General features: G+C 68.8%; 20 protein-coding genes. 8 read left to right on the top strand and 12 right to left on the bottom strand.

Annotation, left to right across the window (positions count from 1 at the left end; all coding sequences use genetic code 11):
• Positions 1 to 51 precede the first annotated feature (51 nt).
• The gene (locus tag SCNU_RS15020; RefSeq protein ID WP_009680243.1) at positions 52 to 1,383 is read left to right on the top strand and encodes a hypothetical protein; all 1,332 of its coding nucleotides are present in this window, start codon (positions 52 to 54) and stop codon (positions 1,381 to 1,383) included.
• 18 nt (positions 1,384 to 1,401) lie between these two features.
• On the opposite strand, the gene SCNU_RS15015 is transcribed toward SCNU_RS15020, so the two are convergent.
• Positions 1,402 to 1,869, bottom strand: coding sequence for a DUF2231 domain-containing protein (locus tag SCNU_RS15015; protein WP_009680242.1), 468 nt, complete (start codon positions 1,867 to 1,869; stop codon positions 1,402 to 1,404).
• A 123-nt stretch (positions 1,870 to 1,992) separates the two neighbouring features.
• On the opposite strand from SCNU_RS15015, the gene SCNU_RS15010 reads away from it, so the two are divergent.
• Entirely contained in the window at positions 1,993 to 2,727 is a 735-nt protein-coding gene (locus tag SCNU_RS15010) for a VIT1/CCC1 transporter family protein (protein WP_009680241.1), read from the top strand.
• Positions 2,728 to 2,763: 36 nt separating this feature from the next.
• Positions 2,764 to 3,084, top strand: coding sequence for a putative quinol monooxygenase (locus SCNU_RS15005; protein WP_009680240.1), 321 nt, complete (start codon positions 2,764 to 2,766; stop codon positions 3,082 to 3,084).
• Between the two features lie 78 nt (positions 3,085 to 3,162).
• Here the strand turns inward: SCNU_RS15005 and SCNU_RS15000 are convergent, their stop codons facing one another.
• The 4 genes from SCNU_RS15000 to thpD all read right to left on the bottom strand — a co-directional run bounded on the left by SCNU_RS15000 (position 3,163) and on the right by thpD (position 14,362).
• Complete coding sequence (locus tag SCNU_RS15000) at positions 3,163 to 6,543, bottom strand: arabinosyltransferase domain-containing protein (protein ID WP_009680239.1); 3,381 nt, start codon at positions 6,541 to 6,543, stop codon at positions 3,163 to 3,165.
• Positions 6,540 to 9,872, bottom strand: coding sequence for an arabinosyltransferase domain-containing protein (locus tag SCNU_RS14995; protein ID WP_139026043.1), 3,333 nt, complete (start codon positions 9,870 to 9,872; stop codon positions 6,540 to 6,542). Before SCNU_RS14995 ends, SCNU_RS15000 begins: the two co-directional genes overlap by 4 nt.
• A gap of 75 nt (positions 9,873 to 9,947) precedes the next feature.
• Positions 9,948 to 13,277, bottom strand: a complete 3,330-nt coding sequence (locus SCNU_RS14990) for an arabinosyltransferase domain-containing protein (RefSeq protein WP_009680237.1) — start codon at positions 13,275 to 13,277, stop codon at positions 9,948 to 9,950.
• 143 nt (positions 13,278 to 13,420) lie between these two features.
• Entirely contained in the window at positions 13,421 to 14,362 is a 942-nt protein-coding gene (gene thpD / locus SCNU_RS14985; protein WP_009680236.1) for an ectoine hydroxylase, read from the bottom strand.
• Between the two features lie 136 nt (positions 14,363 to 14,498).
• Here thpD and SCNU_RS14980 point away from each other — a divergent pair, with 136 nt between their 5' ends.
• The 3 genes from SCNU_RS14980 to SCNU_RS14970 all read left to right on the top strand — a co-directional run bounded on the left by SCNU_RS14980 (position 14,499) and on the right by SCNU_RS14970 (position 17,152).
• Entirely contained in the window at positions 14,499 to 14,933 is a 435-nt protein-coding gene (locus SCNU_RS14980; RefSeq protein WP_009680235.1) for an acyl-CoA thioesterase, read from the top strand.
• Positions 14,934 to 14,942: 9 nt separating this feature from the next.
• A complete protein-coding gene (gene aroQ, locus SCNU_RS14975; protein ID WP_009680234.1) occupies positions 14,943 to 15,395 on the top strand; it encodes a type II 3-dehydroquinate dehydratase in 453 nt (150 codons plus the stop codon).
• A gap of 257 nt (positions 15,396 to 15,652) precedes the next feature.
• A complete protein-coding gene (locus tag SCNU_RS14970) occupies positions 15,653 to 17,152 on the top strand; it encodes a DEAD/DEAH box helicase (RefSeq protein WP_009680233.1) in 1,500 nt (499 codons plus the stop codon).
• A gap of 88 nt (positions 17,153 to 17,240) precedes the next feature.
• Here SCNU_RS14970 and SCNU_RS14965 read toward each other — a convergent pair whose 3' ends face one another.
• From SCNU_RS14965 to SCNU_RS14950, 4 genes are read right to left on the bottom strand one after another with little or no spacing between them, the layout of a single operon-like run.
• Positions 17,241 to 17,993: an MBL fold metallo-hydrolase gene (locus SCNU_RS14965; protein ID WP_009680232.1), complete on the bottom strand. Its 753-nt coding sequence runs from the start codon at positions 17,991 to 17,993 to the stop codon at positions 17,241 to 17,243.
• 4 nt (positions 17,994 to 17,997) lie between these two features.
• Positions 17,998 to 19,953: an arabinofuranosyltransferase gene (locus SCNU_RS14960; RefSeq protein WP_009680231.1), complete on the bottom strand. Its 1,956-nt coding sequence runs from the start codon at positions 19,951 to 19,953 to the stop codon at positions 17,998 to 18,000.
• A 6-nt stretch (positions 19,954 to 19,959) separates the two neighbouring features.
• Positions 19,960 to 20,721: a decaprenylphospho-beta-D-erythro-pentofuranosid-2-ulose 2-reductase gene (locus SCNU_RS14955; protein ID WP_009680230.1), complete on the bottom strand. Its 762-nt coding sequence runs from the start codon at positions 20,719 to 20,721 to the stop codon at positions 19,960 to 19,962.
• Positions 20,722 to 20,771: 50 nt separating this feature from the next.
• Positions 20,772 to 22,190, bottom strand: coding sequence for a decaprenylphosphoryl-beta-D-ribose oxidase (locus SCNU_RS14950; RefSeq protein ID WP_009680229.1), 1,419 nt, complete (start codon positions 22,188 to 22,190; stop codon positions 20,772 to 20,774).
• Positions 22,191 to 22,396: 206 nt separating this feature from the next.
• Between SCNU_RS14950 and SCNU_RS14945 the strand changes: the two genes are divergently transcribed.
• The gene (locus SCNU_RS14945) at positions 22,397 to 22,789 is read left to right on the top strand and encodes a universal stress protein (protein ID WP_009680228.1); all 393 of its coding nucleotides are present in this window, start codon (positions 22,397 to 22,399) and stop codon (positions 22,787 to 22,789) included.
• Between the two features lie 52 nt (positions 22,790 to 22,841).
• Here SCNU_RS14945 and SCNU_RS14940 read toward each other — a convergent pair whose 3' ends face one another.
• Positions 22,842 to 24,062, bottom strand: coding sequence for a lipase family protein (locus tag SCNU_RS14940; protein ID WP_009680227.1), 1,221 nt, complete (start codon positions 24,060 to 24,062; stop codon positions 22,842 to 22,844).
• 117 nt (positions 24,063 to 24,179) lie between these two features.
• Here SCNU_RS14940 and SCNU_RS14935 point away from each other — a divergent pair, with 117 nt between their 5' ends.
• Positions 24,180 to 24,698 (top strand): GtrA family protein, encoded by a 519-nt coding sequence (locus tag SCNU_RS14935; RefSeq protein ID WP_420795025.1) that lies wholly within the window; start codon positions 24,180 to 24,182, stop codon positions 24,696 to 24,698.
• An 83-nt stretch (positions 24,699 to 24,781) separates the two neighbouring features.
• Here SCNU_RS14935 and SCNU_RS14930 read toward each other — a convergent pair whose 3' ends face one another.
• Both SCNU_RS14930 and SCNU_RS14925 read right to left on the bottom strand, forming a co-directional pair.
• The gene (locus SCNU_RS14930; protein ID WP_009680225.1) at positions 24,782 to 25,804 is read right to left on the bottom strand and encodes a fused (3R)-hydroxyacyl-ACP dehydratase subunits HadA/HadB; all 1,023 of its coding nucleotides are present in this window, start codon (positions 25,802 to 25,804) and stop codon (positions 24,782 to 24,784) included.
• An 87-nt stretch (positions 25,805 to 25,891) separates the two neighbouring features.
• Positions 25,892 to 26,770, bottom strand: coding sequence for a TIGR03619 family F420-dependent LLM class oxidoreductase (locus SCNU_RS14925; RefSeq protein WP_009680224.1), 879 nt, complete (start codon positions 26,768 to 26,770; stop codon positions 25,892 to 25,894).
• Between the last annotated feature and the right edge of the window lie 120 nt (positions 26,771 to 26,890).

The following is a 26,890-nucleotide window of genomic DNA, read 5'->3' as shown; positions in this document are numbered from 1 at the left end:
TGTTGATCTAAGGGGAACACCTTGCGGCCCAAATCTATTCGTCTGGCAGCCATGGCTGCCGCCGTGACCCTCAGTGCTGCGGGACTGGTGCACAGCGCGGTGCCGGTCGCTGCGGCGGATCCGGTGACGTGCGCCGCCGTGAACGCCGAGGCGGCCGCGATCGCCGCACAGGTGACACAGCTCAACGCCCGGATCCTCGCGCACAACGCGGCCGCGCCCGCCGCTGCGGCGGGCGGGACGGCCGCTCAGATCGCGTACAACCTGAATGCCGCGGAGCTCGCTGCGGAGAAGTCAGCGTTGATGGCGGCCATCGCCGCGCTCGAAGCGCAGGGTGTGAGCTGCGGCATCTCGGTCAGGATCCCTGACATCAAGGGATCCGGACCGGCGCCGAAGGCGCCCTCGGCGCCGGCTCCTCAAGCCCCCGCACCCCAGGTTCCAGGACCTCAAGCTCCAGCACCTCAAGCTCCAGCACCTCAGGTCCCGGCCCCGAGAGTTCCGACTCCGCCCTCCGCGCCGAAACCGACGTTGCCCGCACCGCCACCCGCCGCCCAGGCGGGGCCGACCGCGTCGGTGTCCAAACCCGCACAGCCGACGGTCGATCTCTCCCCGATGGCGCAGGTGATCACGCAGCTCGGGAAGGAGATCGGCGCGCAGTCGTACAGCCCGGCGCAGAGCTACGGTCCGAGCAATCTGCAGCCCGCGACGCTGCCGAACTCGATCACCAGCGGTCCCAACGCATTCCGTTGGACGCCGGCGCCGACCAATGCGATCGGCCCGGGTATGAGCCCGGAACAGATGACCGCACTGTCGTACGCGTGGTCGGCCATCACGAGCCCGGCCCTGACCGACATCGCCGCGGCGAACTCGCAGGGCCTGAGCTTCGAGCTCTACACGCCCGGACTCGGCGACGCGATCGGAAACAGCGCTCCGGTGGTCGTCGTGCACGGGAGCACGCGAATCTTCGCCGGACCGCTCGACTCGCTCGGCAGGCAGACCGCACTGGTGGCGCACCTGACCGAGGACGGAGATGCGCTCGGCGGTCCGACGGTCAGCGGCAAACCGCTCCCCGGAACGTCGAGTCAGCCCGGCCGACCCGCGTACGTCCGCGGACATCTCTGCCCGAAGACGGTCGGGTGCCCGGGAAATCTCCCGCAGTTCCTGTCGCCCGAGCTCGCCGTGATCAACAGCGGAACCGGACGTGACCTGGAACAGCTGGTGCGTCGGGTGGTGCACGGCAAGGAGGCGGGGGTCCCCGCGCAGGCCGTGACCTGGTGGCGAGTGCCCTTGTACAGCGGTGACCACATCCGGCCTTACGCCTACATGATCACCGCCTATGGTGACCAGGGCTGGTACCTGGCGCCCATGTATGTGCGCAACTACTGATCGCCGGACTGTCGGGGCTCAGCCGCCCCACACCGCCCGAGCACCGCTCTCACCGACGAGGAACACCATGACGATCGCGGCGATCGCGGCGGCGACCGTCGCCACTCGCGCGGCGATGTCGATCCATCCGATCACCTTTTCCGACAACGGAAGTCGATCGGTCACGACTGGCAGCTGAAGCAGGTAGAGCAGTGCCATCAGGCCGAACAGCGGTCCGACGGTCAAGATCAGCTCGTCGCCCAACTCGGTGTGATGTTCGAGCTGCGGCGTGGAACCGACCTTCTTCTCCAGGGATTCGCCCGCCGTCGTGGTGATCGGCACCGCGATCAGGGTGACCAGCGCGAGGATCGCGGGAAAGACGCCGAGAGCGGTGCGGGCCTTCGGCCAGACCGCGATGGCGATGGCCACCAGAGCGGTGACCGGAACGGCGACGACCACGAAATGCACCAGGAGGGGGTGCGCGGGCAATCCGTTGATTGTGTCCATGGGAGAGAATGTACGGGCTGGGAACGGCATGGGCAGCCCGGTCGGCCACGCTCACAGGATCGGTGAAGGCAGCTACGCCAAACCTTGCTTGCCGCATCGCTGACCTGTGACGATGATGGACAGATGACCAGTGACAGCGCATCTGAGACGTTGGGCGGACATCCGGACGAGCCGCACATCGGGGCGCTGGCCGGCAAGCTGAACTGGCTGCGGGCCGGGGTGCTCGGCGCCAACGACGGAATCGTCTCCACCGCGGGCATCGTCGTCGGCGTCGCGGCGGCGACCGCGGAGCGCGGGCCGATCTTCACCGCGGGTGTCGCGGGACTGGCGGCCGGTGCCGTGTCGATGGCGCTCGGCGAGTACGTCTCGGTCAGCACTCAGCGAGACACCGAGGCGGCTCTGCTCGCAAAGGAGAAGTGGGAACTCAAGCATCAGCCCGAAGAGGAGCTCGACGAGTTGACGGGCCTCTACGTGGCGAAGGGGATGTCGGCCGAGACGGCGCGCCAGGCGGCGATCGAGGCGACCGAGCACGACGCTTTCGGCGCGCACGCGGAGGCCGAGCTCGGCATCGACCCGCACGAGCTCGCCAATCCCTGGGCGGCAGCCGCCTCGTCAGCGGTGGCGTTCACCGCCGGAGCGCTGCTGCCGCTCATCGCGATCCTGTTGCCGTCGGCGCCATGGCGCATTCCGGTCGCAGTGGTCGCGGTGCTCGTCGCGCTCGCCGCGACCGGAGTGTTGGGCGCCTACCTCGGGCAGTCGTCGCCGTGGCGGCCGACCCTGCGGATGGTAATCGGTGGCGGTCTCGCGATGGCGGTCACCTACGGGATCGGCTCGCTGATGGGTACAGCGATCGGCTGACCGCTCCGTGCGACGGAGGTCGGGCAGAATGGCGGCATGTACTTCATCGTCGTCAAATTCCAAGTGAAGCCCGACAGCGTCGACCAGTTCCCGGACATCGTCGCGGAGTTCACCGCGGCGACCCGCGCCGAGCCCGGCAACCTGTGGTTCGAGTGGTCGCGCAGCCTCGAGGACCCGGCTGAGTACGTCCTCGTCGAAGCCTTCACTGATGACGGTGCCGGACCGCATGTCTCCAGTGCGCACTTCGCCGAGGGCCTGGAGTCGATGCGTCCGCACCTGGTGTCGACACCGAAGATCATCTCGCGGCAGGTCGACGGCGACGGCTGGGATGCGATGGGCGAACTGCAGATCGGCTGAGGCCCCGGAAACACCTTGTGCCGTTGATCGTGACCACGAGCGGGTCACGATCAACGGCACAAGCGCGTTTGCCGGCGGTCAGTAGCCCTTCGAGCGCATCGGTGCGGGGTTGTACATGCCGCTGACGCGGTGGGTTCCGTGGACCATGTCGGCAGGCTGCGCGTCGACCACCATCGTGTACCGCTCCAGACCGCCCCAGTCGCGACCCCAGTTGTTCCGCAGGTAGGTCGGGACCAGAGTGCCGCGCAGCAGGCCGTCGGTGATGCCGAGCGGACCGCCGTTGACGCCGTCCGACCACGTCTGGCTGTTGCGCTTGGTGGCGTCCGCATCGGGCATGATGCGCCAGTCCGGGATCTCGAGGATGCCGTAACTGACAGCCATCGGCCGCTGGCACGGGAACACCAGGCCGGGCATCCAGTCGATGAAGACCGGGTCGGTGGTGCCGACGACGTCGTTCAGCGTCCGCAGAGCCGGCACCCGCGGCGGGGTGAACGCCACCCACTCGTTGACGGCGGCCGCGTCGTCGACGACGTTGAGCCGCACCGTGTTCGCGCGCGGCGGTGCGTCCTTGAACGCGAACCGCAGGTTCCGCCAGTACTGCTGCTCCATGGCGTCCACCGGCATCAGCTGCCTGCCGAGCGGGGTCACCCGCCCATCGGCCTCGCGGCGTCCGAACTCGGCGGTCAGCTGCCGTCCGGGCGTCACCGCGCCCAGCCCGTTGACCGCCTCGATGGAGCCCGCGGCGGCGACCGTGAGGAGCGGCTTGTCGGCCGGCGCCTTCCCCGCCTCGAAGCCGAGGTCGTACCAGTCGGTGGTCACTGAATTGACGCCTGCCGCACCGTAACTGCCGAGCACGGGCGTGGTCGACGGATCGAGCCCGTACGGGAGGCGGACGGTGCTCGCCGGTGCGGTGGGCTCGGCGCCGGTCGGGTTCTGCTCGGTCTCGTCGGTGCCGTTGTCGGCGGTGCCGGGTGTCGCGGAGCCGCCGCCCGCGGTGGGCGGCGCGCTCGCGGGATCGGTGTCCTCGTCGGCGCCGTTCTTCTCCTCCAGCGGATCGATGAAGGTGCCCGCGGGGATCCCGTCGCGGGTGAACCCGACGTTCTGGCCGGCGAGCGCGGCGCGCGGACTCGGCGCGGGCTTGCCGTCGACCGCCGCGGGCCGGAGCAGTGCGGCGTTCGGATCATCTTCGACGAGAACGTCGTTGGCGAGTCCGCACTCGTCGCCGGTGAGGGCCCGGAAGTTCGACTTGGTCCACGACCAACTGTCTCGCTGGACCCACGCGCCCTTGGCGAAGGAGGCGAGCATGAACACGACGAGCAGTCCGGCGATCACCGGCAGCGGCGAGAACTTGAGTCGTGACAGGCCCGTGCGTGTGCTGCCGGTGCGGGTCTCCTCGTCGACGTAGTCGTCGCGGAAGTGGTACCAGAGTCCGACCGCGGCGGTGAGCAGGGCGAAGAAGAGCACGATCCAGCTCAGCTTCACGCCGCCGAGCGAGACGGGACGGTCCCACCAGGGCACGCCATAACTGCCGACGTACCACCACATGTTGGTGCCCGCCGCCGACACCGCGGTCACGAGCAGTACCGCGGAGGCGAAGAATGCTCGGTTGCGGCGCGACCGCAGCAGCGCGGGCGCCATCATCGCGGCGACACCCGCGCAGAGAGCCGCGCCGATCCCCGCGTAGATGCCGAAGTGGTGCGTCCACTTGGTCGGGGTGAACGAGGTGAAGAACATCGTGCCGATGATGACGGCGATCAGCCGCCACATCGGCGCCCGGGCGATGCCCTGCGGCGACCGCCGTGACGCGAGTCGGAAGATCGCGATCACCAGTGCGAGGATCATCATCAGGATGCCGAAGCGGCGGGGGAACGTGCCGTCACCCGTCTGCAGGATCAGGTAGTAGTACCGGACCGGCTCCTGCCACCACTGCTCGGTGGGCCCGACCTCGGTGGCGACCTTGTTGCCCTCCAACAGCGGAGCGAGGGCCTGCGAGTAGAAGATCATGTACAGCACCGCCGTGCCTGCGGCCATCAGCGGCGCGATCATCGGCAGCAGACCGTCGCGCCCGCGACGGTCGACGATGCCCTTGACCACTCCGCGCAGACCCGCGACCAGGGCGGCCGCGGCCATCAGCCCGCCGGGGGCGAGGGCGAGGGTGAAGGCGGCGGTGATCGCGGCGATCGCATACGGCAGCAGGCGTCTGGTCGCGATGGCGCGCTCGACGCAGCACCAGGTCAGCAGGGCGCCGACCGCTTCGGCGGGCTCGGGGCGGATGCCGTTGTTGTACGGCATCCAGATGGTGAGGAACACCATGGCACCGGTCCACACCGCGGCCGAGCTGTTGCGGACCGATCGGCCGAGTCGCGGAAGCACCTCGCGGCTGATCAGCCACCAGCCGAGGAGTCCGAGCAGGAAGCTGGGCAGACGCAGCCACGGTGTGGCGACCGAGATGTGTGTCATCCACGAGAGCACCTGGAAGTGCCAGCCGAACGGATCCTGCGGCACCCCGAAGTACCGGAAGTAGTTGTCGGCGTAACCCGCCTCATCGGTGATGCGGGCGACCGTGATGTTGTAGCCGTCGTCGGAGGTGTTGCCGCCGATGAGCCACCACGCGGCGAGCACGGCGAACACGGCCACGTCCGGGCCTCGGATGGTGAACCAGCCCGCGGGCAGGAACCGCTTGTTCCCGCGGCCGTCGCGCGAGTCCAACAGGCCCAGGGCCAGCAGGGACAGCAGGGTCGCGATGATGCCGACGATGATCGCGGCGAGCTTCAGCGGGGTGGGCGAGTTGATGAAGCGGGTGTCGACGGTCGCGTTGAGCGACAGCCCGTCGCGCGAGACGTCGGCGGGCAGGTCGGAGAAGACGCCGATGATCTGCGGGCGCATGTCCGGGTCGGGAGTGCTGTACGACGTGCTGTCACCGGGATCGACGCCGTCGATCGACGCGGTGACCCCGCCGCCGTCTCCGGTCATCACGAAACGGCAGTTCGGATTGCTCTGGGCGGCAGCGCGATCGGTCGAGAGCAGTACGACGTCGCGGACGATCATGCTGATCGACTTGTCGGTGGCGCGGACGAACAGCCCGCGCGCGGTGGCCTGCTTGCCCTCCTTCGGCACGGTCGACATGAGCACGCCGCCGTCGGCGGGCAGACTCCGGGCCAGCGAGCACGGTACGGAGACGTCCATCGACGTCGGCACGAACGAGACCATGGGCGCGGTGACGTTGCCGACCGTGTCGTTCTGCGGCCAGTGCAGTTCCGACGTCTTCTGATTGATCGGAAGGATCGGCGTCAGCACGGCGAGGATGAAGCCGAGCAGACCGGCGACCGCCGCCATCAGCTTCGCGTTCCGGTAGTCGTTCGACTTCAGAAAGCCCCAGCGGCCGGCGGCCGCCGACCCCTCGACATGCGGAGATTCGTTCACGGTCACCGGTTCTTCATTCCCGTCACGGTCGGTCATTTACTCGGCTCCACCCGGATCGACGGGGTGCGGGTCCAGCCCCAGGTACGCACCGGCTCCGTCGCGACGGCGGCGGGCGTCGCGCCCGGGCTGAGCGGGAACTGCTGCTCGAGCGATCCCCAGTCCCGGTGCCAGTCGTCGCGCAGATACGTCGGGACGGTGACCTGGGAGGTGGTCCCCTCGGTCACGGCCAGCAGACCGCCGGAGTTGGCGGCCATCCAGGTCTTCGACTGCGAGTTGGCGGTGACGTAGTCGGGCAGGATCCGCCACTGCGGCACCTCGGCGACGCCGTGCCGGATGGCCAGCGGCCGCTGGCACGGGAAGTGCGCGGCCACCGGGAAGTCGATCAGCACCGGCGCCTGCGACCCGACGAGCTCCTGCAGCGTCTGCAGCTTCGGCGCCCGCGGCGGGGTGATGCCGATGAACTGCATCGGCCCGAGGTTGGTGTCGGCCAGGACCAGACGCATCACGTCGGCCTGCGGCGGCACCTGCGTCATCGGCACCCGAAGGTTGCGCCATGGCCGGTTCGGGATCACGGGTCCGGGATCGATCGGGATCACCTCGGGGCCGAGCTGGGTGAACGCCCCGCCGGGGCCCTTCCTGCCGAACTGGACGACCAGCTTCTGCCCGAACGTCGGCAGCCCGTCGGCGTCGATGGTCGAGACGGCGCCCGCGGTCGCGAACACGATCAGCGGCGACGCGTCGCGGTTCGGGAGCTGGTACCAGCCGGTGGTGAGGTACGCGTTCGCGTTGTACCCGTAGCTGCCCAGCACGGGCGTCGTCTTCGGGTTCAGGCCGAACGGGAGCAGCGCGGTGGAGCCGTTGACGGTCTCCGGGCCGACGCCGCCGGTGGTGCCCGCACCGAGTCCGCCGATGATCGCGAACGGCTTGGAGGTCGATCCGCCGACGTGCATCTGTCCGGCGCGTGCGCTCCGGGCGTCGGGGGTCAGGTCGTCGGGGATGCCGTCCGGGGTGAAACCGACGGGGTCGCTGCCGGTGAGGGCGGCGGTCGCGGACTTCCCGTCGGCCGGCGTCAGCAGGTTCGCGTTCGGGTCGGGTTCCGCGAGCACCTGGTCGGCCATCCCGCAGGGCTTGCCGCGGAGGGCGTCGAAGTTGGTGCTCGCGACGGTCATCGCCGGATCCCGTACGACCACCGCCCGGCCGAACGCGAGGATCGTCGCCACGACCATCAGCGCGGCGATCACCAGCAGCGGAGTCGACGCGACCGCGATGCGACGGCGGTCGCCGGGGCTGTCCTCGACGCCTTCGGCGTGGTGCGCCAGGCCCTTGTTGGTCACGTAGTCGGCGCGCAGGTGCAGCCACAGGGTCAGCGCCACGGCCACGACCGCCAGTGCGAGGAGGATCGACGAGACCTCGAAGCCCGCGACCACCGGTGCGATGTTGAACCAGGGGATGCCGAAGTTGTACGCGTAGGGCCAGGCATTGGTGCCCGCGGCCGCCGCGGCGAGCGCGAAGAGCAGGCCCGCGGTCAGTGCTGCAAGGTTCCGGAGCGACCGCGCACCGCTCTGCGCGATCGCGATCGCGGCCAGGGCGGCGAGGGCCGAGCCGAGGCCGGCCAGGACGCCGAACTGGATGGTCCACTTCGTCGGCGTGGCGAACAGCAGCAGGAGGGTGACGCCGAAGGCGCCGATCATCCGCCATGCCGGCGACGTCGAGACGCCCTTGATACCGCCGCGGCGCAGCAACACGGCCGCGACCAGGAATCCGGCGACGAACGTCAGCAGCACCGGGATACGACGGGCCAGGGCACCGTCCGGCGTGCCGACGGAGAGGAAGTAGTAGCGGAGGAACTCCTGGTGCCAGGGCACGATCGGCCCGGTCTGATACCGCACCTTCATGGCTTCGAGCACGGTCATCAGCGTCTGATCGCGGAACACCACGACGGCGCCGACGGTGGCCGCGGCGGCGAGCGGAGCCAGCAGGGGCAGCAGTCCGGACTCGCGGCGGCGGTCGATGAGAATGTGCAGCATCGGGCGTGCCGCCACGAGCAGGATGGCGACCCCGACGACGCCCTGCGGCGCGAGCGCCAGCGTCAGAGCCGCGGTGGTCGCGGCGAGTGCGGCGGGCAGCATCCGCCGTCGGGTGATCGCGAGTTCCGTCGCCCACCAGGTCAGCAGCGAACCGAGGACGATGATCGCCTCACCGCGCAGTCCGGAGCAGAACGGCAGCCAGAAGGCGAGGAACACCGCGCCCGCGGTCCAGGTGGCCCACGCGTTCTTCGCGACGGCCTTCCCGAAGTGGGGGAGGACCACGCGCGAGAGGATCAACCAGGAGGCGACGCCCGCGATGAGCTGCGGAATGTGCATCCACAGGATGCTCGGCGAGACCTTCGCCCACAGGGCCAGGAAGCTGTAGTACCAGTCGAACGGGGCCTCGGCGATGCCGTAGAACCGGTAGTAGTTCGACATGTAGCCGGCCTCGCCCGCGGTCCGCCCCATGTTCAGGATGTAGCCGTCGTCGGGGGCTCCGGCACCGAGGAACGTCCAGAGCAGCAGCACGCCGCCGACCGCGAGGTCGGAGACCTTCAGCCGAAGGCGCGACGCCCACGATCCGCCCCGCACCAGCAGGGCACCGGTGTGACCGTGGATGCGGTCCAGGCACCAGAGGGCGAACAGGGCGATCAAGGTGGCCAGCACGGCGATCACCATGGCGATGATCTTGACGATCGACGCATGGCTCTCGTAGCGGTCGTCGATGACGACCCGCGCCCGGATGCCGTCGCCTGCCGCCTTGATCTGGTCCCCGGTCAGCGGGGTGAAGAGCCCGTCGATCTGCGGGCGCTTGTCGGCGTCGAGGATCTTGGCCGGTCCGAGCCCGACGAACTGTGCGCCGGTCGACGCCGCGGACGAGAAGATGTGCAGCGCCGAGCACTTGCCCGACGCGATGTCGGCGCGAGCGGCGACGGCCGCCACGTTGCTGCGGAACAGGACCGTCACATTCGCGTCGGTGGCGGTGACCGTCAGCGCCTTGTTCGCCGCGGACTTCGCGCCCGGCGGCATCGTCGAGAGGACCGTGCCCTTGGCGGGCAGATCGGCCAGCACCCGGCAGTCGACGGTGATGTCGACGTCCCGCGCGGTCTGCGCGATCAGCGGCGCGACGATCGACGGGTTCTCCGAGTTCAGCGACTGGCCCTGCGGCCACGTGATGGTCGCGGACGTAGTCGCCACCGGCAGCAGCGGAGTGGCGATCGCGGCCAGGACCGCGATCAGTCCGGCGACCATCGCGACGACGCGGGCCGTCGAAGCGTTGAGCGGGCTCGAGGCGCGGTCGGGCACGTCGTCAGGCGGAGTGGGTGTCGGGTCTGGCACGCCCTATGACGTTAGTCGACCCGGCGCGGAACGACCCAAACGGAGAGTGCGGTATGCCGGATTCGGCCGATACGGTCAGTACCTGATCGGCGCCGGGCTCCACAGTCCGCTGCGGACCACCTCGCTGTAGTCGATCTGGGCGGGCACCGTCTCGTCGTACGGGGTGTACCGCTCGAGCGCGCCCCAGTCGCGGCCGATGTCGTCGCTGAGATAAGTCGCGATCGTGTCGGCACGCTGGGAGACTTCGAGCCAGCCGAGCGGCCCGCCGCCGAGCGACCCCTGCCACGCGCTCACCGCGGCGGCCAGATCGGCGCCCGGGCGTACGCGCCACTTCGGGATCTCAGCGACGCCCGCGTGGAAGTTGAACGGGCGCTGGCACGGCGCCACGAGACCGGAGGTCCAGTCGACATGCGTCGGATCGGAGCTGCCGACCGTCTGCTGCAGGGTCGTCATCTCGGGCAGTCGTGGCGGAGTGACCACGATGAAGTGGTCCTTCGCCAGGTCGTTGTCGGTCGCCGCGATGCGGACCGCCGTCAGATCATCCGGCAGTGACGCCGTGTCGATCCGCACATTCCGCCACGACGGGCGCGGTCCCGGGTCGATCAGGCCGATCGAGCCGCTGGAGGCGATGTCGTCGTCCTCGACCCCCGGCGTCAGTACCTGGTCGGTGTATTCCAGCTTCAGATTCTGCGGCGCGTAGATCCCTGCGGCCGACAGGGTGATCAGCGGATGGTCCTTGTAGTCCGCGGGCAGGCGATACCAGCCGGACGTCAGGGACGACGGCGTCTGCTCGTCCGCGTTGTAGCTGCCCATCACCGGTGTCCGCGCCGGATCGAGCTCGAACGGGAGCTGGGCGTGGCTGCCGTTGACGCCTGCCGTGTCGGTGGTGCCGCCGCCGGTGCCGCCGCTGTTCGCGATCAGCAGGTCGGGATCGTAGGCGGCGTCGCGGGCGAGGACGCCCAGCGATCCGGACGAGGCCTTGGTCTCGACCTCGTCGGGGATGCCGTCGGGAGTGAAGCCGCTGGTCGGGCCGCGGTCGGAGTCCGGTCGCGAGTGCGTCGGCGATCCGGCCAGCGGGTCGGTGAGGGTGGCGTCGACCGCGCTGAGCTGGAATCGGCTCGGATCGGTCTCCACCAGGACCTTGTCTGCCATCGCACAGGGCTTGCCCGCCAGCGCGGCGAAGTTGGACCGCGGCACCGAGAAGGAGTCGCTCTGGTGCACGCCGGCCATCGCCGCGGTCCCGATCAGGAACACGACGAGCACGCCCGCGACGATCCCGAGCGGTGCGGCCGCGATGAAACGGGTGGTCCCGGTGGCAGACCGTCGCAGCCGCGACGGATGCGCGGGCGGCGCCGGATGGGGATCGGTGCCGGTGAACGGCTCGCGGAAGTGGAACCACAGCGCGAGGCAGAGCAGCGCCAGCGCGGCGTACAGAAGCGCGTCCCCGAGCGGCACGCTGCCTATCGTCACCTGTGCGGTGCCCCAGGGCATGCCCCAGGCCGATGCGTAGTAGTAGGAGTTGGGCGCGGTCATCGCCAACGCTGCGACGAACAGCACCAGCGCGCCGAAGATCGTCCGGTTGCGACGGGAGTGGGTGGCCTGGGCGCTCGCGGCGATCGTGGCGAGTGCGGCGAGGGCGGCGGCGAGTCCGGCGAACACCCCGAAGTGATGCGTCCACTTGGTCGGGGTGAACATCAGGAACAGCAGCGAGCCGAAGGTGATGCCGACGATGCGCCGAGCCGGGCCGAGCGCGGTGCCCGGGATTCGCGACTTCCGGATCAGCACGGCCCCGGCGACCGTCATGCCGAGGACCATGGCGAGCACCGCGAAGCGGCGGGCGATGCTGCCGTCGGCCGAGAACGCGAACAGCGATGAGTAACGATCGATCTCGTTGTACCAGTTCAGAGATGGTCCGAGAGCCGTCTTCATGGTCGACGCCTCGCTGAAGGAGCGCAGCGTGAGGTTCGAGAAGACGACGAAGACCACGAAGGTGCCCGCCGCGGCGATCGGCGCGAGCAGGCTCGCATATGCCTGGAGGCGACCGCGGCCGGTGATCCCGTCGACGTCGATGGCTCGCCTGCGCAGGGCCAGGAACATCGGTCGCGCGCCCGCCACGAGCGCGGCGATCGCCAGCACGCCGGTCGGGCCGGCGGCGATGCTGAAGGCACCGGCCGCGCAGGCCACGGCGGCGGGCAGCAGTCGCCCGGTCGCGATGGCGCGTTCCACCGAGCACCAGGTCAGCAGTGCGCCGAGACAGATGATCGGTTCGGGCCGAAGACCGTTGTTGAAGGGGAACCAGGCGACCAGGAAGACCGCGGCCGCCGTCCACGGAACGGCGGGCCGGATCCGGGCGGCGCGGCCCAACCGCGGGATCACCTCGTGGCTGATGATCAGCCAGCTGATGATTCCGCAGGCCAGAGCGGGCAATCGCATCCACGGGCTGGCGACGGTGACGTGGCTGAGTAGGCCGAAGACCTCGTAGTACCAGCCGAACGGTGACTCGGGCGCGCCGAACCACCGGAAGTAGTTCGCGGTGTAGTCGCTGTTCTGCGCCACCCGCGACATCGTCATCAGGTAGCCGTCGTCGGAGGTGTTGGGGCCGATCATGTGCCACACGATCAGCAGTCCGATCACCGTGTAGTCGCGCGGGTTCAGCCGCCACCAGCGAGCCGGGAAGATCCGCCGGTGCCCGCGCCGGTCGGTCGCGTCGAGCCGGCCGAGCGCGATCAGGGAGATCAGGGTGCACAGCACGCCGATCACGATCGCCAGCCACTTCGTCAGGGTCGGCGCGGTGCTGTAGCGCGAGTCGATCACCATGTGGGCGTCGAGGCCGGGCATGGCCGACGCGGGGCCGGTGAGCTGCGTGAACAGTCCAGTGACCTGCGGGCGCTGGTCGCCGCCGGGCACGCCGTCGGATCCGGTGGCACCCTTCAGCGGCTTGCCGGACGCATTGGTGAGGCCGGTGAACTCGGCGCTGACCTCGTCGGACGCCGCGCGCACCTGGATCTCATCGCAGGCACCGGACCGGACGTCGCTCAGCGGTGCGGACAGGATCGGGATGTTGCGCGTCACGACCTCGACGCTGGGCTTCTCGGTGCCCGTCACCCGGACGAACAGTCCACGGTCGGCTGCCTTGGGGGCGGACGGCGACGTGGTCGACAGCAGGACGGACTTGCCTGCGGGCAGCGAGTTCACCGCGGAGCACGGGATATCGACGCTCAGCTCGACGGGGGAGTACGAGAACAGCGGGACCGCGACGGACTCGACCGTGCCGTTCTGCGGCCAGCTCACCTGCGCGACGGTCTGCTTCACCGGCAGCAACGGGGTGGCCAGGGCCAGCAGGACGCCCAGAACGCCGGTGACGATTGCGATTATCTGAGCTCGGCGGACGGTGAAAGCTGGCACAGGTCGTCATCCTAGCCGGGCGGTCGGTGGTGACCGGGGGTCAGCCGGGCGCATGATTCGTGCGTCGCAGGCTCCCGGCGGGCCCCAGATGGCTCGACGGACACCGGACCCGTCGACGTCGGACGGGTCCGATGTGGTCGGTGTCAGGCGAACGGGGAGTCGGGAAGCGGTGTCAACGGGACGGGCTCCGGTTCCGCGAGGTGGGCCGGTCGAGGCGCAGTTCCCCCGAACGGGGCGCGCGGCGCGTTCTCGACACTGTTGAACACGAGGAACACATTCGCGCGCGGGAACGGCGAGATGTTGTTCCCGGAGGCGTGCATCGAGTTCGCGTCGAAGAACAGTCCGGCGCCCGCGTCTCCGGTGAACTGATCGATGCCGAACTCGTAGCCGAGATCGGTGATCACATCGACCGCCGGGACTCCGACCCGCTGCTCCTGCAGCGACTCGCGGAAGTTGCCGTCGGGAGTGGCGCCGACGCACGGCACGAACGTGCGGTGGGCACCCGGCATGAGCATCAGGCCGCCGTTGAACGGATAGTTGTCGGTGAGCGCGATCGACAGGCTGACCGTCCTCGGTGCAGGCAGTCCGTCCTCCGCGTGCCACGTCTCGAAATCCGAATGCCAGTAGAATCCGGTGCCCGCCATGCCCGGCATCGCGTTGATCCGGGACTGATGGATGTAGACCTCCGACCCGAGGATCTGGCGGGCGCGGTCGAGGATCCGCGGGGTCCGCGCCAGTGCGTCGAACAGCGGGCTCACCCGGTGCACCCGGAAGATGGAGCGGATGGCGCCCGAACCCCGCTCGCGGACCAACAGCTCACTGTCTCCGAGCGCGGGATCGGTGGCCATCCGATCGAACTCGGACCAGCACTCGCGAACCTGGGAAGAGGACAGCAGGCCGTCCTCTATATGGAATCCGTTCTTCTCGTATGCGGTGAGGTCCGCTGCCGAGAACGGCCCCGATCTGTGTCCCCACACCGTCGGATCGGGTCGCGGCACAGTCGAACTGGCGTCGGTGAGACGGGCGTCGAGTCGCGATGGGTAGCGATCGTCGACGGCCTCGTAGGTACTCCGCGCGGTGGTCAAGGAATCCTCCCTCCGATTTCGGCGGGCCGGACGGCCCGCGTGTTGGACCGCCTCCACCCCTACCAGAATCGGAAACCGCGGGCCCGTCCGGCAGTATCGGGTGGTACGAATCGGCCCGCAGATGTCAGGAGCGCACGTGATCGTCTATCAGCATCGAGTCCGGTATCACGAGACCGACACCCAGGCGTTCATGTTCAACGCGCGGTACCTCGAGATGGCCGATGTGGCGATGACCGAGTACTTCCGGGCGATCGGACATCCCTATCCCGACCTGCTCGACGAAGGACTCGACCCGTCGGTGGTCAAAGCCGAGATCACCTTCTCGCGGCCGGCCAGGTTCGACGATCTCCTCGACGTCGACGTCACCTGCGTCTCCGTCGGCCGCAGCAGCTTCACCCTGCGGTTCGCGATGAGTCGCGACGGCGAGCCGATCAACGAGGTACTGCTCGTGTACGTGAACGTCGACACCGACGCCGAGAAGTCACGGCCCCTGCCGGAGTCGATCGGCGCGGCGCTCCGTGGCCTGGCGAAGCCCGCGTCGGAGCCGTCCGCCGCCGACTCCGGCAAGTAGAGTTCAGGCATGCCCGAGACCGCCGCGCTCCCGATCCTGCTGCTCAACGGCCCGAACCTGAACATGCTCGGTGTCCGGCAGCCGGAGGTCTACGGCGCCGACACCCTCGACGACGTCGTCGATCTCGCCACCCGCACGGCCGCCGACTACGGCCTCGCGGTGCGGGCGATGCAGACCAATCACGAGGGCGAGATGATCGACGCGATCCAAGCCGCGCGCGGGGAGATCAGCGGGATCGTCATCAACCCGGGCGGCTGGACGCATACTTCGGTCGCGCTGGCCGACGCCCTCGTGGTGCCTGAGGTGCCGATCGTCGAAGTCCACATCAGCAATGTCCACGCGCGCGAGCCGTTCCGGCATCACTCGTACGTCTCACCGATCGCCTCCGGCGTGATCGCGGGCTGCGGAATCGCCGGATACGAGTTCGCGGTACGGCGGATCGTCGCACTGGCAGCGCGCTGACCTGCACGTTCACGTCTTCTCTCGGCGCATGCCGTAGGATGATCTGGTCGGAGCGTGCAGCACGCATGCTCGTCCATTCGGCGCAAATGCGCCGTGCGTCGTAGAACGCCTTCACGCAGACCCCGGAAAGCTCGCGGGTGCGTCGAATCTTTCATACGGCGAACCGGCACGCGAAACGCGCGTGTTCGCCACCTGAATCCGCCTGTGGCACTGCTGTGTCATGCGCGGATGCCCGCATGTAAAGGCTGCTCTTCCTCATGACCACGTTCGCCGATCTCGGCGTGCCCACTCCCATCGCCGACGCCCTGACCGCAGAGGGCAAGGCGTCGCCGTTCCCGATTCAGGAGAAGACCCTCCCCGACACCCTCTCCGGCCGCGACGTCCTCGGCCGCGGCAAGACCGGCTCGGGCAAGACCCTGGCCTTCTCGGTCCCGCTCGTTACCCGTCTCGCGCAGGCCTGCGTCCGCCGCAAGCCGGGCCGCCCGACTGCTCTGGTGCTGTCGCCGACCCGCGAGCTCGCGACTCAGATCGCGACCGCGATGGAGCCGCTCGCCGCGGCCGTCGGCCTGCGTGTGACCACCGTCTTCGGCGGCGTCAAGCAGACCCGTCAGGAATCCGCCCTGCGCGCGGGCGCAGACATCGTCGTCGCCTGCCCGGGACGACTCGAGGATCTGATGCGTCAGCGCATCGTCAGCCTCGACGACGTGCAGATCACCGTGCTCGACGAGGCCGACCACATGGCCGACCTCGGTTTCCTCCCTGTCGTCACCCGCATCCTCGCGGCCACCCCGGCGGGCGGCCAGCGGCTGCTGTTCTCGGCGACGCTCGACAACGGCGTCGACAAGCTGGTGAAGCGCTTCCTCACCAAGCCGGTCACCCATTCGCTGGAGGACGCGACCTCACCGGTCGCGCAGATGACCCATCACGTCTTCCGCGTGGCCTCGACCACCGAGAAGACTGCGCTGGTCAAGGAGCTCGCCTCCGGCACCGGACGTCGCATCCTGTTCACGCGGACCAAGCACCAGGCCAAGAAGCTCGCCAAGAAGCTGACGGCCGAGGGCATCCCCGCCGTCGACCTCCACGGCAATCTGTCCCAGGCCCAGCGCGACCGTAACCTCGCCTCCTTCGCGGCACCCGACGGCGCCAAGGTTCTGGTCGCGACCGACGTGGCCGCGCGCGGCGTCCACGTCGACGGCGTCGAGCTGGTCGTGCACGTGGATCCGCCCGCCGAGCACAAGGCCTACCTGCACCGTTCCGGCCGGACCGCTCGCGCGGGTTCGGCGGGCGACGTGGTGACGATCTGTCTGCCCGAGCAGTGGGGCGATCTGCGCAAGCTGCTGCAGAAGGCCGCGATCAAGGTGCCGGGCCAGCAGGTCACCGCGCAGTCCGACGTCGTCGACGAGCTGGTCGGCGAGCGCGCACCGTACCGAGAGGCTCCGGTGGTCGCCGCTCCGCAGCAGCAGGCCAAGAAGCAGGGCGGCCAGGGCCGCAGGCGGTCGTCGCAGGGCGGCGCGCGGTCGAGTGCCGGGCATTCGGCCGGCGGTCGTTCGGGTGGTCGTCGCGGCGGCTCCGGCTCGGGACGGTCCGGTTCGGGCCGCGGTCGGTCCGCGGCCGCGTCGGGCCAGAGCGAGCAGCAGACCTCGCGTCCGGCGGCGAAGCCCGTCTACAGCTCGTCGAGCGCCAAGGCCGACACCGGTGCGGCGGCTCCGCGTCGGCGCCGTCGGGCCAGTCGTCCGGCAGGAGCACCGCGCGGCTGATCCGCGCCTGGAGAATCCGCGTAGTCCGCCGGTAGAAGCTGTGTCCAGAACACAGCTTCTACCGGCGAGCTACGCGGATTCTGCTCGTTCAGTCCCGGCGGCTCAGCGCCTGGTCGACGAACGCGCCGACACGGCCGCACAGCATCGGGCCGTGGCCGGGCATCACGACGACGGCGTCGAGGTCGCGGAGTGAGGCGACCGCGGCTTCATTGGCGGCGACGTCGTGGGTGAAGACGTGGTCCAGACACTGCGGGCCGCGGCGCTTCGTCGTCGGATGGGCGCTGATCAGCGCATCGCCGGTGATGACGACCTCCCCGTCGCCCGCGAGGAAGGCGCTGTGACCGCGGGTGTGTCCGGGCGTCGGGACCGCCTTGGGTGCGCCGGGCAGGAACGACAGGTCGCCCAGCGGCTGGGTGTCGCCGATGCCGGCCTTGTCGAGGGCGCCGAGCCGGACCACCCCCGGCAGCCAGCGCATCACGCGCGGCCGGTACGCGATCGGCGCGATGGTCGACGCGTCGGCCTGTTCGAGGAAGTCTCGTCGGGCATGCGCAACCTCGGCCGGGTCGGCGTACACCGGGAACGACCGCGTGCGGCCGATCTGTGCGAGGCCGCCCAGGTGGTCGACGTGGGCATGCGTGAGGAGCGCGGCCTGGACCTCTGACAGATCACTGCCCACGCGACGCAGCGATTCGGCGACGGCGTCGGCGTGGCCGGGATAGCCGCCGTCCACCAGGGTGACGCCGTCGTCGGATTGCAGGATCACCCAGTTCACGTACCTGGTGTGCACGAGGTGGGTCCTGGTGGATCCGTGGTCGATGGTGGTGATGTCGAGGTCTGCCATCAGCTCAGCTCTTCTTCACGACGAGTACGAACGGCCCGACCTCGGTGACGGTGAACGCGGGGTCGTCGAAAGCCGTCGGGTTGAACGTGACGGTATACCGCTTCACGTTCGGATCGTTGGGATAGACGTCCTCCGCGAGTCGCAGTGTGTAACCGTCCGGACTGTAGCGGAAGAGGAAGACGTTGGGCGGCCGCCACGGGCTGGTCCGCAGGTTCTCCTTCATCTGCTCCGGCGTCTGGGCCTCCGACCATCGCTCGATCGTCGTGGCACGCTCGGTGAACTCGGCGAGCGGGTTCGCGTAGTGCGAGGTCAGACCCTGGAAACCCCAGTACGGGTACAGCGACAGGAAACCGAAATCAGCGGTCAGCACCACGTTGTCGGTGGCGGGCCTGCCGGTCTGTGCGCGGATGGCCTCGTCGATCTTCGGGTAGTACGACTCGGCGCCCGGTGCGTGCTGGTCGGCGCGGACGCCGTAGCCGTCGGTGTCGGTGTACGCGGTGGTGATCTCGGCCGACAGGACCGCCGGGATGTGCTGGGCGACGGCGAGTGCCGCGGCGGCGGCCGCCACCCCGACGATGAGCCGGACGTCGCCGTACCGGGCGATCGCGACGCGACTGAGGGCGACCACGCCGAGCGCGCCCGCAGCGGCGAGCACAGCGGTGCTGATCGGTTCCAGGCGGAACGACAGCAGCGTCGTCCCCTTCGCGGTCAACGCCAGCGACAGCAGGGTCAGCCCGACGACGCCGACCAGTGCGCACGCCATCGCCATGGCGATGGTGCGCTGCCGGAAGCGGAGCAGCACCCAGACGAAACCGATGAGGCAGAGCAGTCCGATCAGACTGAGCTGGAACATCGGCAGTGCGATGATGGAGCCGGACTCGGGCAGGTAGTGCTCGGCGCTGCCACTGACGGCGGCGTCGGTCCGGAAGCGTTCGAGCAGATACGGACCCCAGGAGACCAGGGCGATGGCGCCGGCCAGCACTCCCATCACGACGAGCCGGACCAGGACGGCGAGCATGCGGGGGCGACGCTCGGCGCTGACCGCGTCGTCACGGACCGCCGCGTTGCGGGGCAGCAACCACGACTGCCCGAGGTAGACGAGTGCGATGAGCACGGCGGTCCCTGCGAACAGCGCGGTGAAGAGCGTGTACACCGTGGCCGACAGACCGATGAACACGCCGCCCGCGAACACCGCGAGCCAACTGGTCCGTTTCAGCGGGGTGGGGCCGTCGGCCAGTCGCGATCGTCCGCGGAGTGCGTACGCGATCACCACCAGCATCGGGACGCCGACCAGGATCAGCGTCGCGGAGTACGGCTCCGGTGACGCGTACTGCAGGGTCACCAGCGTGACGGCGACCGAGACCGCGGTCCCCGCCGTGACGCCGATCATCCGGTTCCACAGGGCCGCGCCGAGCGCCGCGGCCACCGCGAGGGAGAGGATGGCCCACGGCTTGTACGCCTCCCAGCCGGGCAGCCCGAGGGTGTGCGCGTAGCGTCCGCCGAGCCAGAACCACGTCGCCGGGTAATACGGCGGCAGGTCCGGGTACGTCATGTCCGCCAGGTGCGGGCTCGACGTGAGCCGGGTCAGGTACTCGGTGCGGAACTGCTGGTCGACGCTCAGGCCGAACAGGTAGAGCTTGGTCGCGCCGAGGGGCAATCCGAGAGTCACCGTGACCAGGCCCGCCGACACGAACGACGACAGCAGCGACGGCAGCGTGCGGGACCGGCCGTAGCGCGCCCACACGACGGCGATCGCGGCCACCAGCAGGAGCCCCGCCTGACCGAGCGTGGTCAGCGACCGGACGACGTTCGACGTGTTGAACGCGGGCCAGCCCACGGCCCCGATGATCTTGAGTCCGGCGAAGGCGATGACCGCCGCGCCGACGACGGCGCCGCCGAGCTCGACGACGTCACGGGCACGACCGGAGAGTCGGGGCGCGGCGGCCGCGGTGGTCTCCACCGGCGATCAGATGGGGAGCTTGCGGAACACCGGGCGCGGGATGTGCCGCAACACCATCATGATGTAGCGGAACGGACCCGGAACCCAGATGACTTCCTTGCCCTTGCCGACCGCGGCGACGGCCATCCGGGCGACGTCCTCCTTGTTCACCGTCAGCGGCGCCTCGGCGACGTGCGCCGACAGGCGAGTGCGGACCTGGCCGGGTCGGATGACCAGCACGCGGATGCCCTCGGGGCGCAGCGCGTCGCCCAATCCGAGGTAGAAGCCGTCGAGACCGGCCTTAGTGGAGCCGTACACGAAGTTGGAGCGACGGACGCGCTCGCCGGCCACCGAGCTCATGGCGATGATCTGACCGTGGCCCTGCTCGCGCATCTTCTCGCCGAGCAGCACGCCGACGGAGACGGCGGCGGTGTAGTTGATGTTCGCCTCCAGGACGGCGAGCTTCTGGTCCTGCCAGGCCTGCTCGTCGTCACCCTGGATGCCGAACGCGACGATCGCGACGTCGATGTCGCCGTTCGCGAACGCGGCGTCGAGCACACCGCGATGGGTGTCGGTGGCGAGCGCGTCGAAATCGATCTGCTCCACCGACGACGCGCCTGCGGCGGTCATCTGCTCGGCGGCGGCTGCGGCGGCCGGATCGTTCGGGACGGTCGCGAGCACCACGCGCATCGGTCCCTGAGTGAGGAACTCGGACGCGATGGCGAGGCCGATCTCCGAGCTGCCGCCCAGGATCAGGATGGACTTGGGAACGCCGACGGCGTTGAACATGCGTATCTGCTTTCTAACGGTGCGTTCGGTGCACTGGGCGGTCTGTGCGGTCAGACGAGTTCGAGCCTGCGGCCCATGTCGGACATGAAGACGTGGTTCGGGTCGATGCGCCTGCGCGTGGCGATCCACTTGTCGATCTCCGGGTACATCGCGTGGAAGGTCTCCGCGCTGGTGCGCGAGTCCTTCGCGGTGTACAGGCGGCCGCCGATCGACATGACGCGGCGGTCGAGCTCGGAGACGAACTCGTGGAGACCGCGCTTGATCGGGAAGTCGACGCAGATGTTCCAGCCGGGCATCGGGAAGCTCAGCGGCGCCTGGTTGCCCTCGCCGAAGAGCTTGAAGACGTTGAGGAAGCTGACGTGTCCGGAGGCCTGAATGTCGTAGATGATGCCCTTGAACTCTTCGACGGCCTCGGGCGGAACGATGAACTGGTACTGCAGGAAGCCCTTCGAACCGTAGGCGCGGTTCCAGTTCCCGAACAGGTCGAGCGGGTGGTAGAACTGCGTCAGATTCTGGATCTTGCCCTGGTAGTTGCCGCCCATTCGGTAATAGGCCTCGCCGACCATCGAGAAGTTCAGCTTGTTGGCCAGCCCGTTCGGGAAGATGTCGGGGAAGTTGACCAGCGTGGGCGCGTCGAACTTCAGCGGGTCCTTGGCCAGCTTGTCGGGCAGCTGATCCAGCGTGGCCAGGCTGCCGCGGGAGAAGGTGCCGCGACCGAGGCGCGGCGGCTTGCTGATCGCGTCGAACCAGCCCGAGCTGTACGTGTAGTTCTCCTCCGAGCCGTCCATGTGCAGCGCGATGGTCTCATCGAGGCTCCGGGTGACGCTGCCGTCGGCGATGAAGTACGCCGTCTCGGTACGGGTCATCTGGATCTTGGCGCGCAGGATGATGCCGGTGAGGCCGATGCCGCCGACGGTGGCCCAGAAGATCGAGGCGTCGGGGTCGTCGGTGCTGCCGGTCGGTGTGAGGGTCAGGATCTCGCCGGACGCGGTGAGCAATTGGATCTCGACGACGTGATTGCCGAAGCTGCCCGCGCTGTGGTGGTTCTTGCCGTGGATGTCGCAGCCGATGGCGCCGCCGACGGTGACCTGGCGGGTGCCCGGAAGCACCGGAACCCACAGGCCGTGCGGTAGGGCGATGCGCATCAGGGTGTCGAGGTCGACGCCGGCGTCGAGGTCGATGATCCCGGTCTCGTCGTCGATCTCGTGGATCCGCGTCAACTGGGTCATATCGATGGTCAGACCGCCGGAGTTCTGGGCGTTCTCACCGTACGAACGACCCAGTCCGCGCGCGATGACCCCGCGGCGCAGGTAGCTCGGCTTGTCGGCGTTGTCGTCGGCCACGCGCGCCACCGCCTCGGCGATGAGCTCCGGGTAAGGCGTCGACAGGACGTGGCCTTCGGTCGGCATGGTCCGGCCCCAGCCCATGAGCTTGCGGGTCTCGATCGGGAGTACTGCTGTGTTCGTCATCGGTGTAGAGACTACTCGTCGGTCAGCTGGTTACGGATCCTTGCGGACGGCCTTGTGTCGGTCGGCACTCTTCGTCGAGGAGAGTGCCGGGCGGTGTACGAGCGGTGGTGGTCGGCCGGGTGGACTACATTTCTCTTCGAGACCGGGCCGATTCTCACCGGGTGCGCTCGTCGGACGCGCGCCGCCGCCCGGGGAGGGAGCGCACCGTGATCGTCGTCGGCTATTCGGCAGGATCGTTCGGCCGCGCCTGCCTGGAACACGGCATCGACGAGGCGCGACGGCGAGAGACCGAACTGCTGGTGATCAACGCGGTGTCGGAGGCCCGGGGACAGCGCTACGCAGAGGCGGACGAGATCGTGGAGATCGAGAACCGGCTGTCGGAGTCCGGAGTCAAGTTCCGCATCACGCAGCCGATCGGCGCCACCCCGGCCGAGGAACTGCTGAACGCCATGGACGACCCGGAGGCGGAACTGCTCATCATCGGCATGCGTCGTCGGACGCAGGTCGGCAAGCTGCTCCTCGGCAGCACGTCGCAGTATCTGCTCGTCGAATGCCGCAAGCCGGTGCTGGTCGTGAAGCCGTCACAGGTGGCCGGCTGAGCCGCCTCCACCCGCCGGTCGAGTGGTCGCTCGATCGACGGGTGGAGGGCAGTCAGCGCATGATTCGCGCGACGAACGGCGTCGAGTCCTTCATGGAGGCGAGCACCGTGCCGGAGTGGTCCTGCGTCGGGTACACGTGCAGTTCCACGGGCTGGCCCGCGGCGGTCATCTGCGCGTACAGCGACAGTGCCGACGGTGCCGGGACGTCCATGTCCTTGAGGCCCTGGCCGAGGAAGATCGGGCGGTCGTAGCCGCGGTACGGCGTGCTCATGTAGTCGACGAGTGCGCCCTGCACGCCGGGGATGGACGAGACGGGCTTGCTGAACCAGTCACGGATCTTGGCGCCCTCGACGACGGTGCGCATCTCGGGGTAGCAGCGGGTGCGTGCCTCATTCACGATCCGGCGGCCCTCGGGGGTCAGGATCGAGAGGGGCTTCAGGTCGGGACGAGCGTCGGCGAAGCCCGCCCAGATGTAGGCGGCGTAGACGTTCAGACCGGTCGGGAGTGCGACGGGCGGGAAGCCCGGGCCGGCCTGCCAGACGATGTGCTCGATGTTGGCCGGGGTGCCGGTGGCGACCACGCCGCGGTAGTCCAGGCCCGACCCGCGGGAGTACTCGGTGGCGCGACGCGCGCCGTTCAGTGCGGCGCTCGCGCCCTGCGACTGCCCGACGATCGCCCACGTCTTCGACAGCGGCAGTCCGGACTTCGACGCGGCCTTCACCGAGTCGACGATCGAGTGCGCCTGCACCCTGCTGCTCAGGTAGTTCATCAGGCCCGGCGTTCCGAGACCCGCGTAGTCGGTGGCGACGACCGCGTAACCCTGGTCGAGCCAGTGGTTCAGGTACTCCTGATCGCGGTCGCTGCGCGGCTGCGCAGACGGCGTGCAGTCGTCGCCGAGGCCGGTGGTGCCGTGCGCCCAGGCGATGACCTTGTAGCCGCCCTTCGGTGCCGGGCGCTTGGGGAGGAAGACCGCGCCGGTGCTGACGGCGGGCTTGCCGTGCACGTCGGTCGTCGCATAGAGGATCCGGTAGGCGGTGGACGCCGCGGTGAGGCTGACCGACGGATCCAGCGGGGTCTTCTGAATCAGGGTGCCGGGCGCGCCGATCGGGCCGTTGTAGGCGCGGGCGTCGAGTCCGGACCACACGGGTGCGCCGGTGGCGGAGTCGTCGGCGTGGGCCGGGGAGGCGGCGGTGATCATTCCGGTCGCCGCGGTCGCGGCGACCGCGACGGCGACGATCGATCGCTTGAAACGGAGGAGGGAGGGACTGCTCATAGTGGACGACATTAAGCCAGCTGCCTCACAGTTGGGAAGTCGGGCGCCCGCCCGACGGGCGTCGGCTCTCAGCTTTCGCTCATCGGATGCGATCCCGGCAGCGGCTACGCTGGCACGGTGTCAGATACGTCGCCAGTGAACGAGGACCCCGCGCAGCCCGGACAGCATCCGGAGCACGAGGACTTCCACACCCGTCACGCACCGATGCCGATCGAGCTGCCGTTCGACGACGAGGAAGCCTCGACCGACGTCGACATCAAGACCCAGATCATCCGGTTCATCGCGACAGGTGCCCTCTCGGCAGTCTTCGACTTCAGCCTCACGTACCTGCTGCAGGAGGCCTTCGGCGCGCCGTTCTGGCTGGCCAAGGGCTGCGGCTTCATCCTCGGCACGACGATCGCCTATCTGATCAACCGTCGGTGGACGTTCCGCGCCGAGCCGAGCACGGCCAGGTTCATCGCGGTGGTCGCCCTCTACTTCGTGACCTTCTTCGTCAACATCGGCCTCTACAACTGGCTGATGCACCGATGGGGCACCGAGTTGTTCGCCGTCGCACTCGCGTTCTGCATCGCGCAGGGCGTCGCGACCGTCATCAACTTCGTCGTGCAGCGCGCAGTGATCTTCAAGATCAGGTAGCGGACGCGCGCAGAAAGCAGTTATGCCGTTGTTCGTGACCACCAGGTGGTCACGAACAACGGCATAAGCGTTTACGGGGAGAGTCAGGCGAACTGGACGTTGGCGGTGCAGCGGCCGAAGACACGCTTGCCGTTGACCGTCGCACCGAACACGATGAGGCCGCGCCGGGTCTCGGGGTCCAGCGACTTCACCTTGGCGGTGTATTCGACGATGGCCGGCTCGTGGGCCGGGACGTAGACCGGGCTGGTGAACCGCGCGCTCATGTCGCGGAACGCGGCCGGATCGCCGACATACGAGGTCAGGTAACCGGCTGCGGTGCCGAGCGTCAGCATCGCCTGCGCGACGACGGTCTCGAGGCCCGCGGCCTGCGCGACCTTGGCGCTGTGATGGATCGGGTTCGGGTCGCCCGAGACTCCGATGTAGTTGATGACATCGCCGCGGGTGAAGCGCTGCGCGCGGACCGGCAGGTCCATGCCCTCGCTGAGCGACTCGAACGGCACGGTGGACCACCGCTGGTCGGACTCCGGCGGGATCGCCTGCGGCTCGGCCGGGCTGAGCGGCTGCACGTGGGAGTCGCCGCCGGTGAACATCACCTCGTTGACGAAGTCCTCGAAGTCCTCCGGCAGCCGGTCTGCGTCCTCGCCGGGGCCGGCGAGCGACGTCCACGACTCCTGCAGGACACCCTTCACGACGTCCCGGACCAGAGTCTTCACCGTGAACAGGTCGGCACCCGCGACGGTCCGGTACGACTCCAGCGAGACGTCGCAGTACAGCTGGTCGCCCGCTTCGATCGGCCGGTGGAAGGCGAAGCGCTGGTCGATCTGCAGCACGCCGGACTTGAGGAGATCGCCGGGAACGGCCTTCTCGAGCAGCTGGGCCTGGGCTTTCGCACCCATGATCGCGACGATGGTCAGCGGCGCGAGCAGTCCGCCGTGTCCGCCTTCGCGTGCCTTCGCGTCGTCCCAGTGGATCGGGTTGTCGTCGTGCAGAGCGCGAGCGAACTCGCGAATCTTCTCGCGACCCACCTCGTAGTAATCGGCTGTCGTGTAGACCTTTCCGATCGCCTGATCGATGGCCTCAGCACGGGTCAGTTCACCGCTGGTCATTCAGTCAACGTACCTGACGTGCGAGGGAGCAGAAAAATGCCCGGTTCTCGGACGGCTCCGCTCCCTCGCGCCATCTGGATCACCGTCTCACCCGTTGACCTTGGCGATCACGGACTCGCCGAAGCGCTCCAGGTTCGCGACCTTGGTCTCCAGCGGTTCGGTGTCGCGGCCGATGATGTACGGGAGTCGGAAGCCGACGATCACGTCGGTCACGCCCTTGTCCTCGAGGCGCTTGCAGCCGTCGACCGTGTAGGCGTCCACCGAGATCACATGGATCTCGAACGGATCGTTATCCTTGCCCTCGGCCTTGCGGATCGCGGTCAGCTTGTCGATCAGCGCATCGAGTTCCTCGGGGGCGCCGCCGCCGTGCATCCAGCCGTCGCCGCGGATGACCGCGCGCTTGAGGGCGACGTCCGCGTGGCCGCCCACCAGCAGCGGGATCGGTTCCGACGGCACCGGGCTCATCTTGATCTCGGGGATGTCGTAGAACTCGCCGTGGAACTCGAAGTACCCGGGCGAGGTGAGGCCGCGGATGATGTCCATGCACTCGTCCATCCGCTTGCCCCGGCGCGCGTAATCGACGCCCATGAGGTCGTAGTCCTCACGCCAGGGGCTGGTGCCGACGCCGAGGGCGAGGCGGTTCCCGGTCAGGCAGGCGACCGACGACGCCTGCTTCGCGACCAGAGCGGGCGGTCGTACCGGGAGCTTCAGGACGAAGGGCAGGAATCGCAGGGTGCTGGTGACGGCGCCGAGCGCGGCGGCCTGGATGAACGTCTCGATGAAGTCCTTGTCCTCCAGGAACTCCCGCTTGCCGTCGGGGGTGTACGGGTACACCGAGTCCGATTCCTTCGGGTACGCGAGGGAGTCGGGGATCGTCATCCCCGAGAATCCCGCGCCTTCGGCGGCCTGGGCGAGCGCCGGGTAGTAGGTGTAGTCGGTCATCGCTTCGGCGAACGTGAATCGCATGGCGACAGACTAGAACACGTTCTAGGTGCCTGTCTGCGAGATGGTCGTGACCGCTGTCTTTCTAATAGGTCCTGCGGGGTTTCGACTCGCTCCGCTGTGAGTGTTTGGGGTGGTTGGCCT

The sequence above is a fragment of the Gordonia neofelifaecis NRRL B-59395 genome (assembly GCF_000192435.1).
GTDB classification, from domain to species: Bacteria; Actinomycetota; Actinomycetes; order Mycobacteriales; family Mycobacteriaceae; genus Gordonia; species Gordonia neofelifaecis.
Note: the sequence above shows the minus strand (reverse complement) of the source record. Positions and strands in the feature narration are given on the sequence as shown.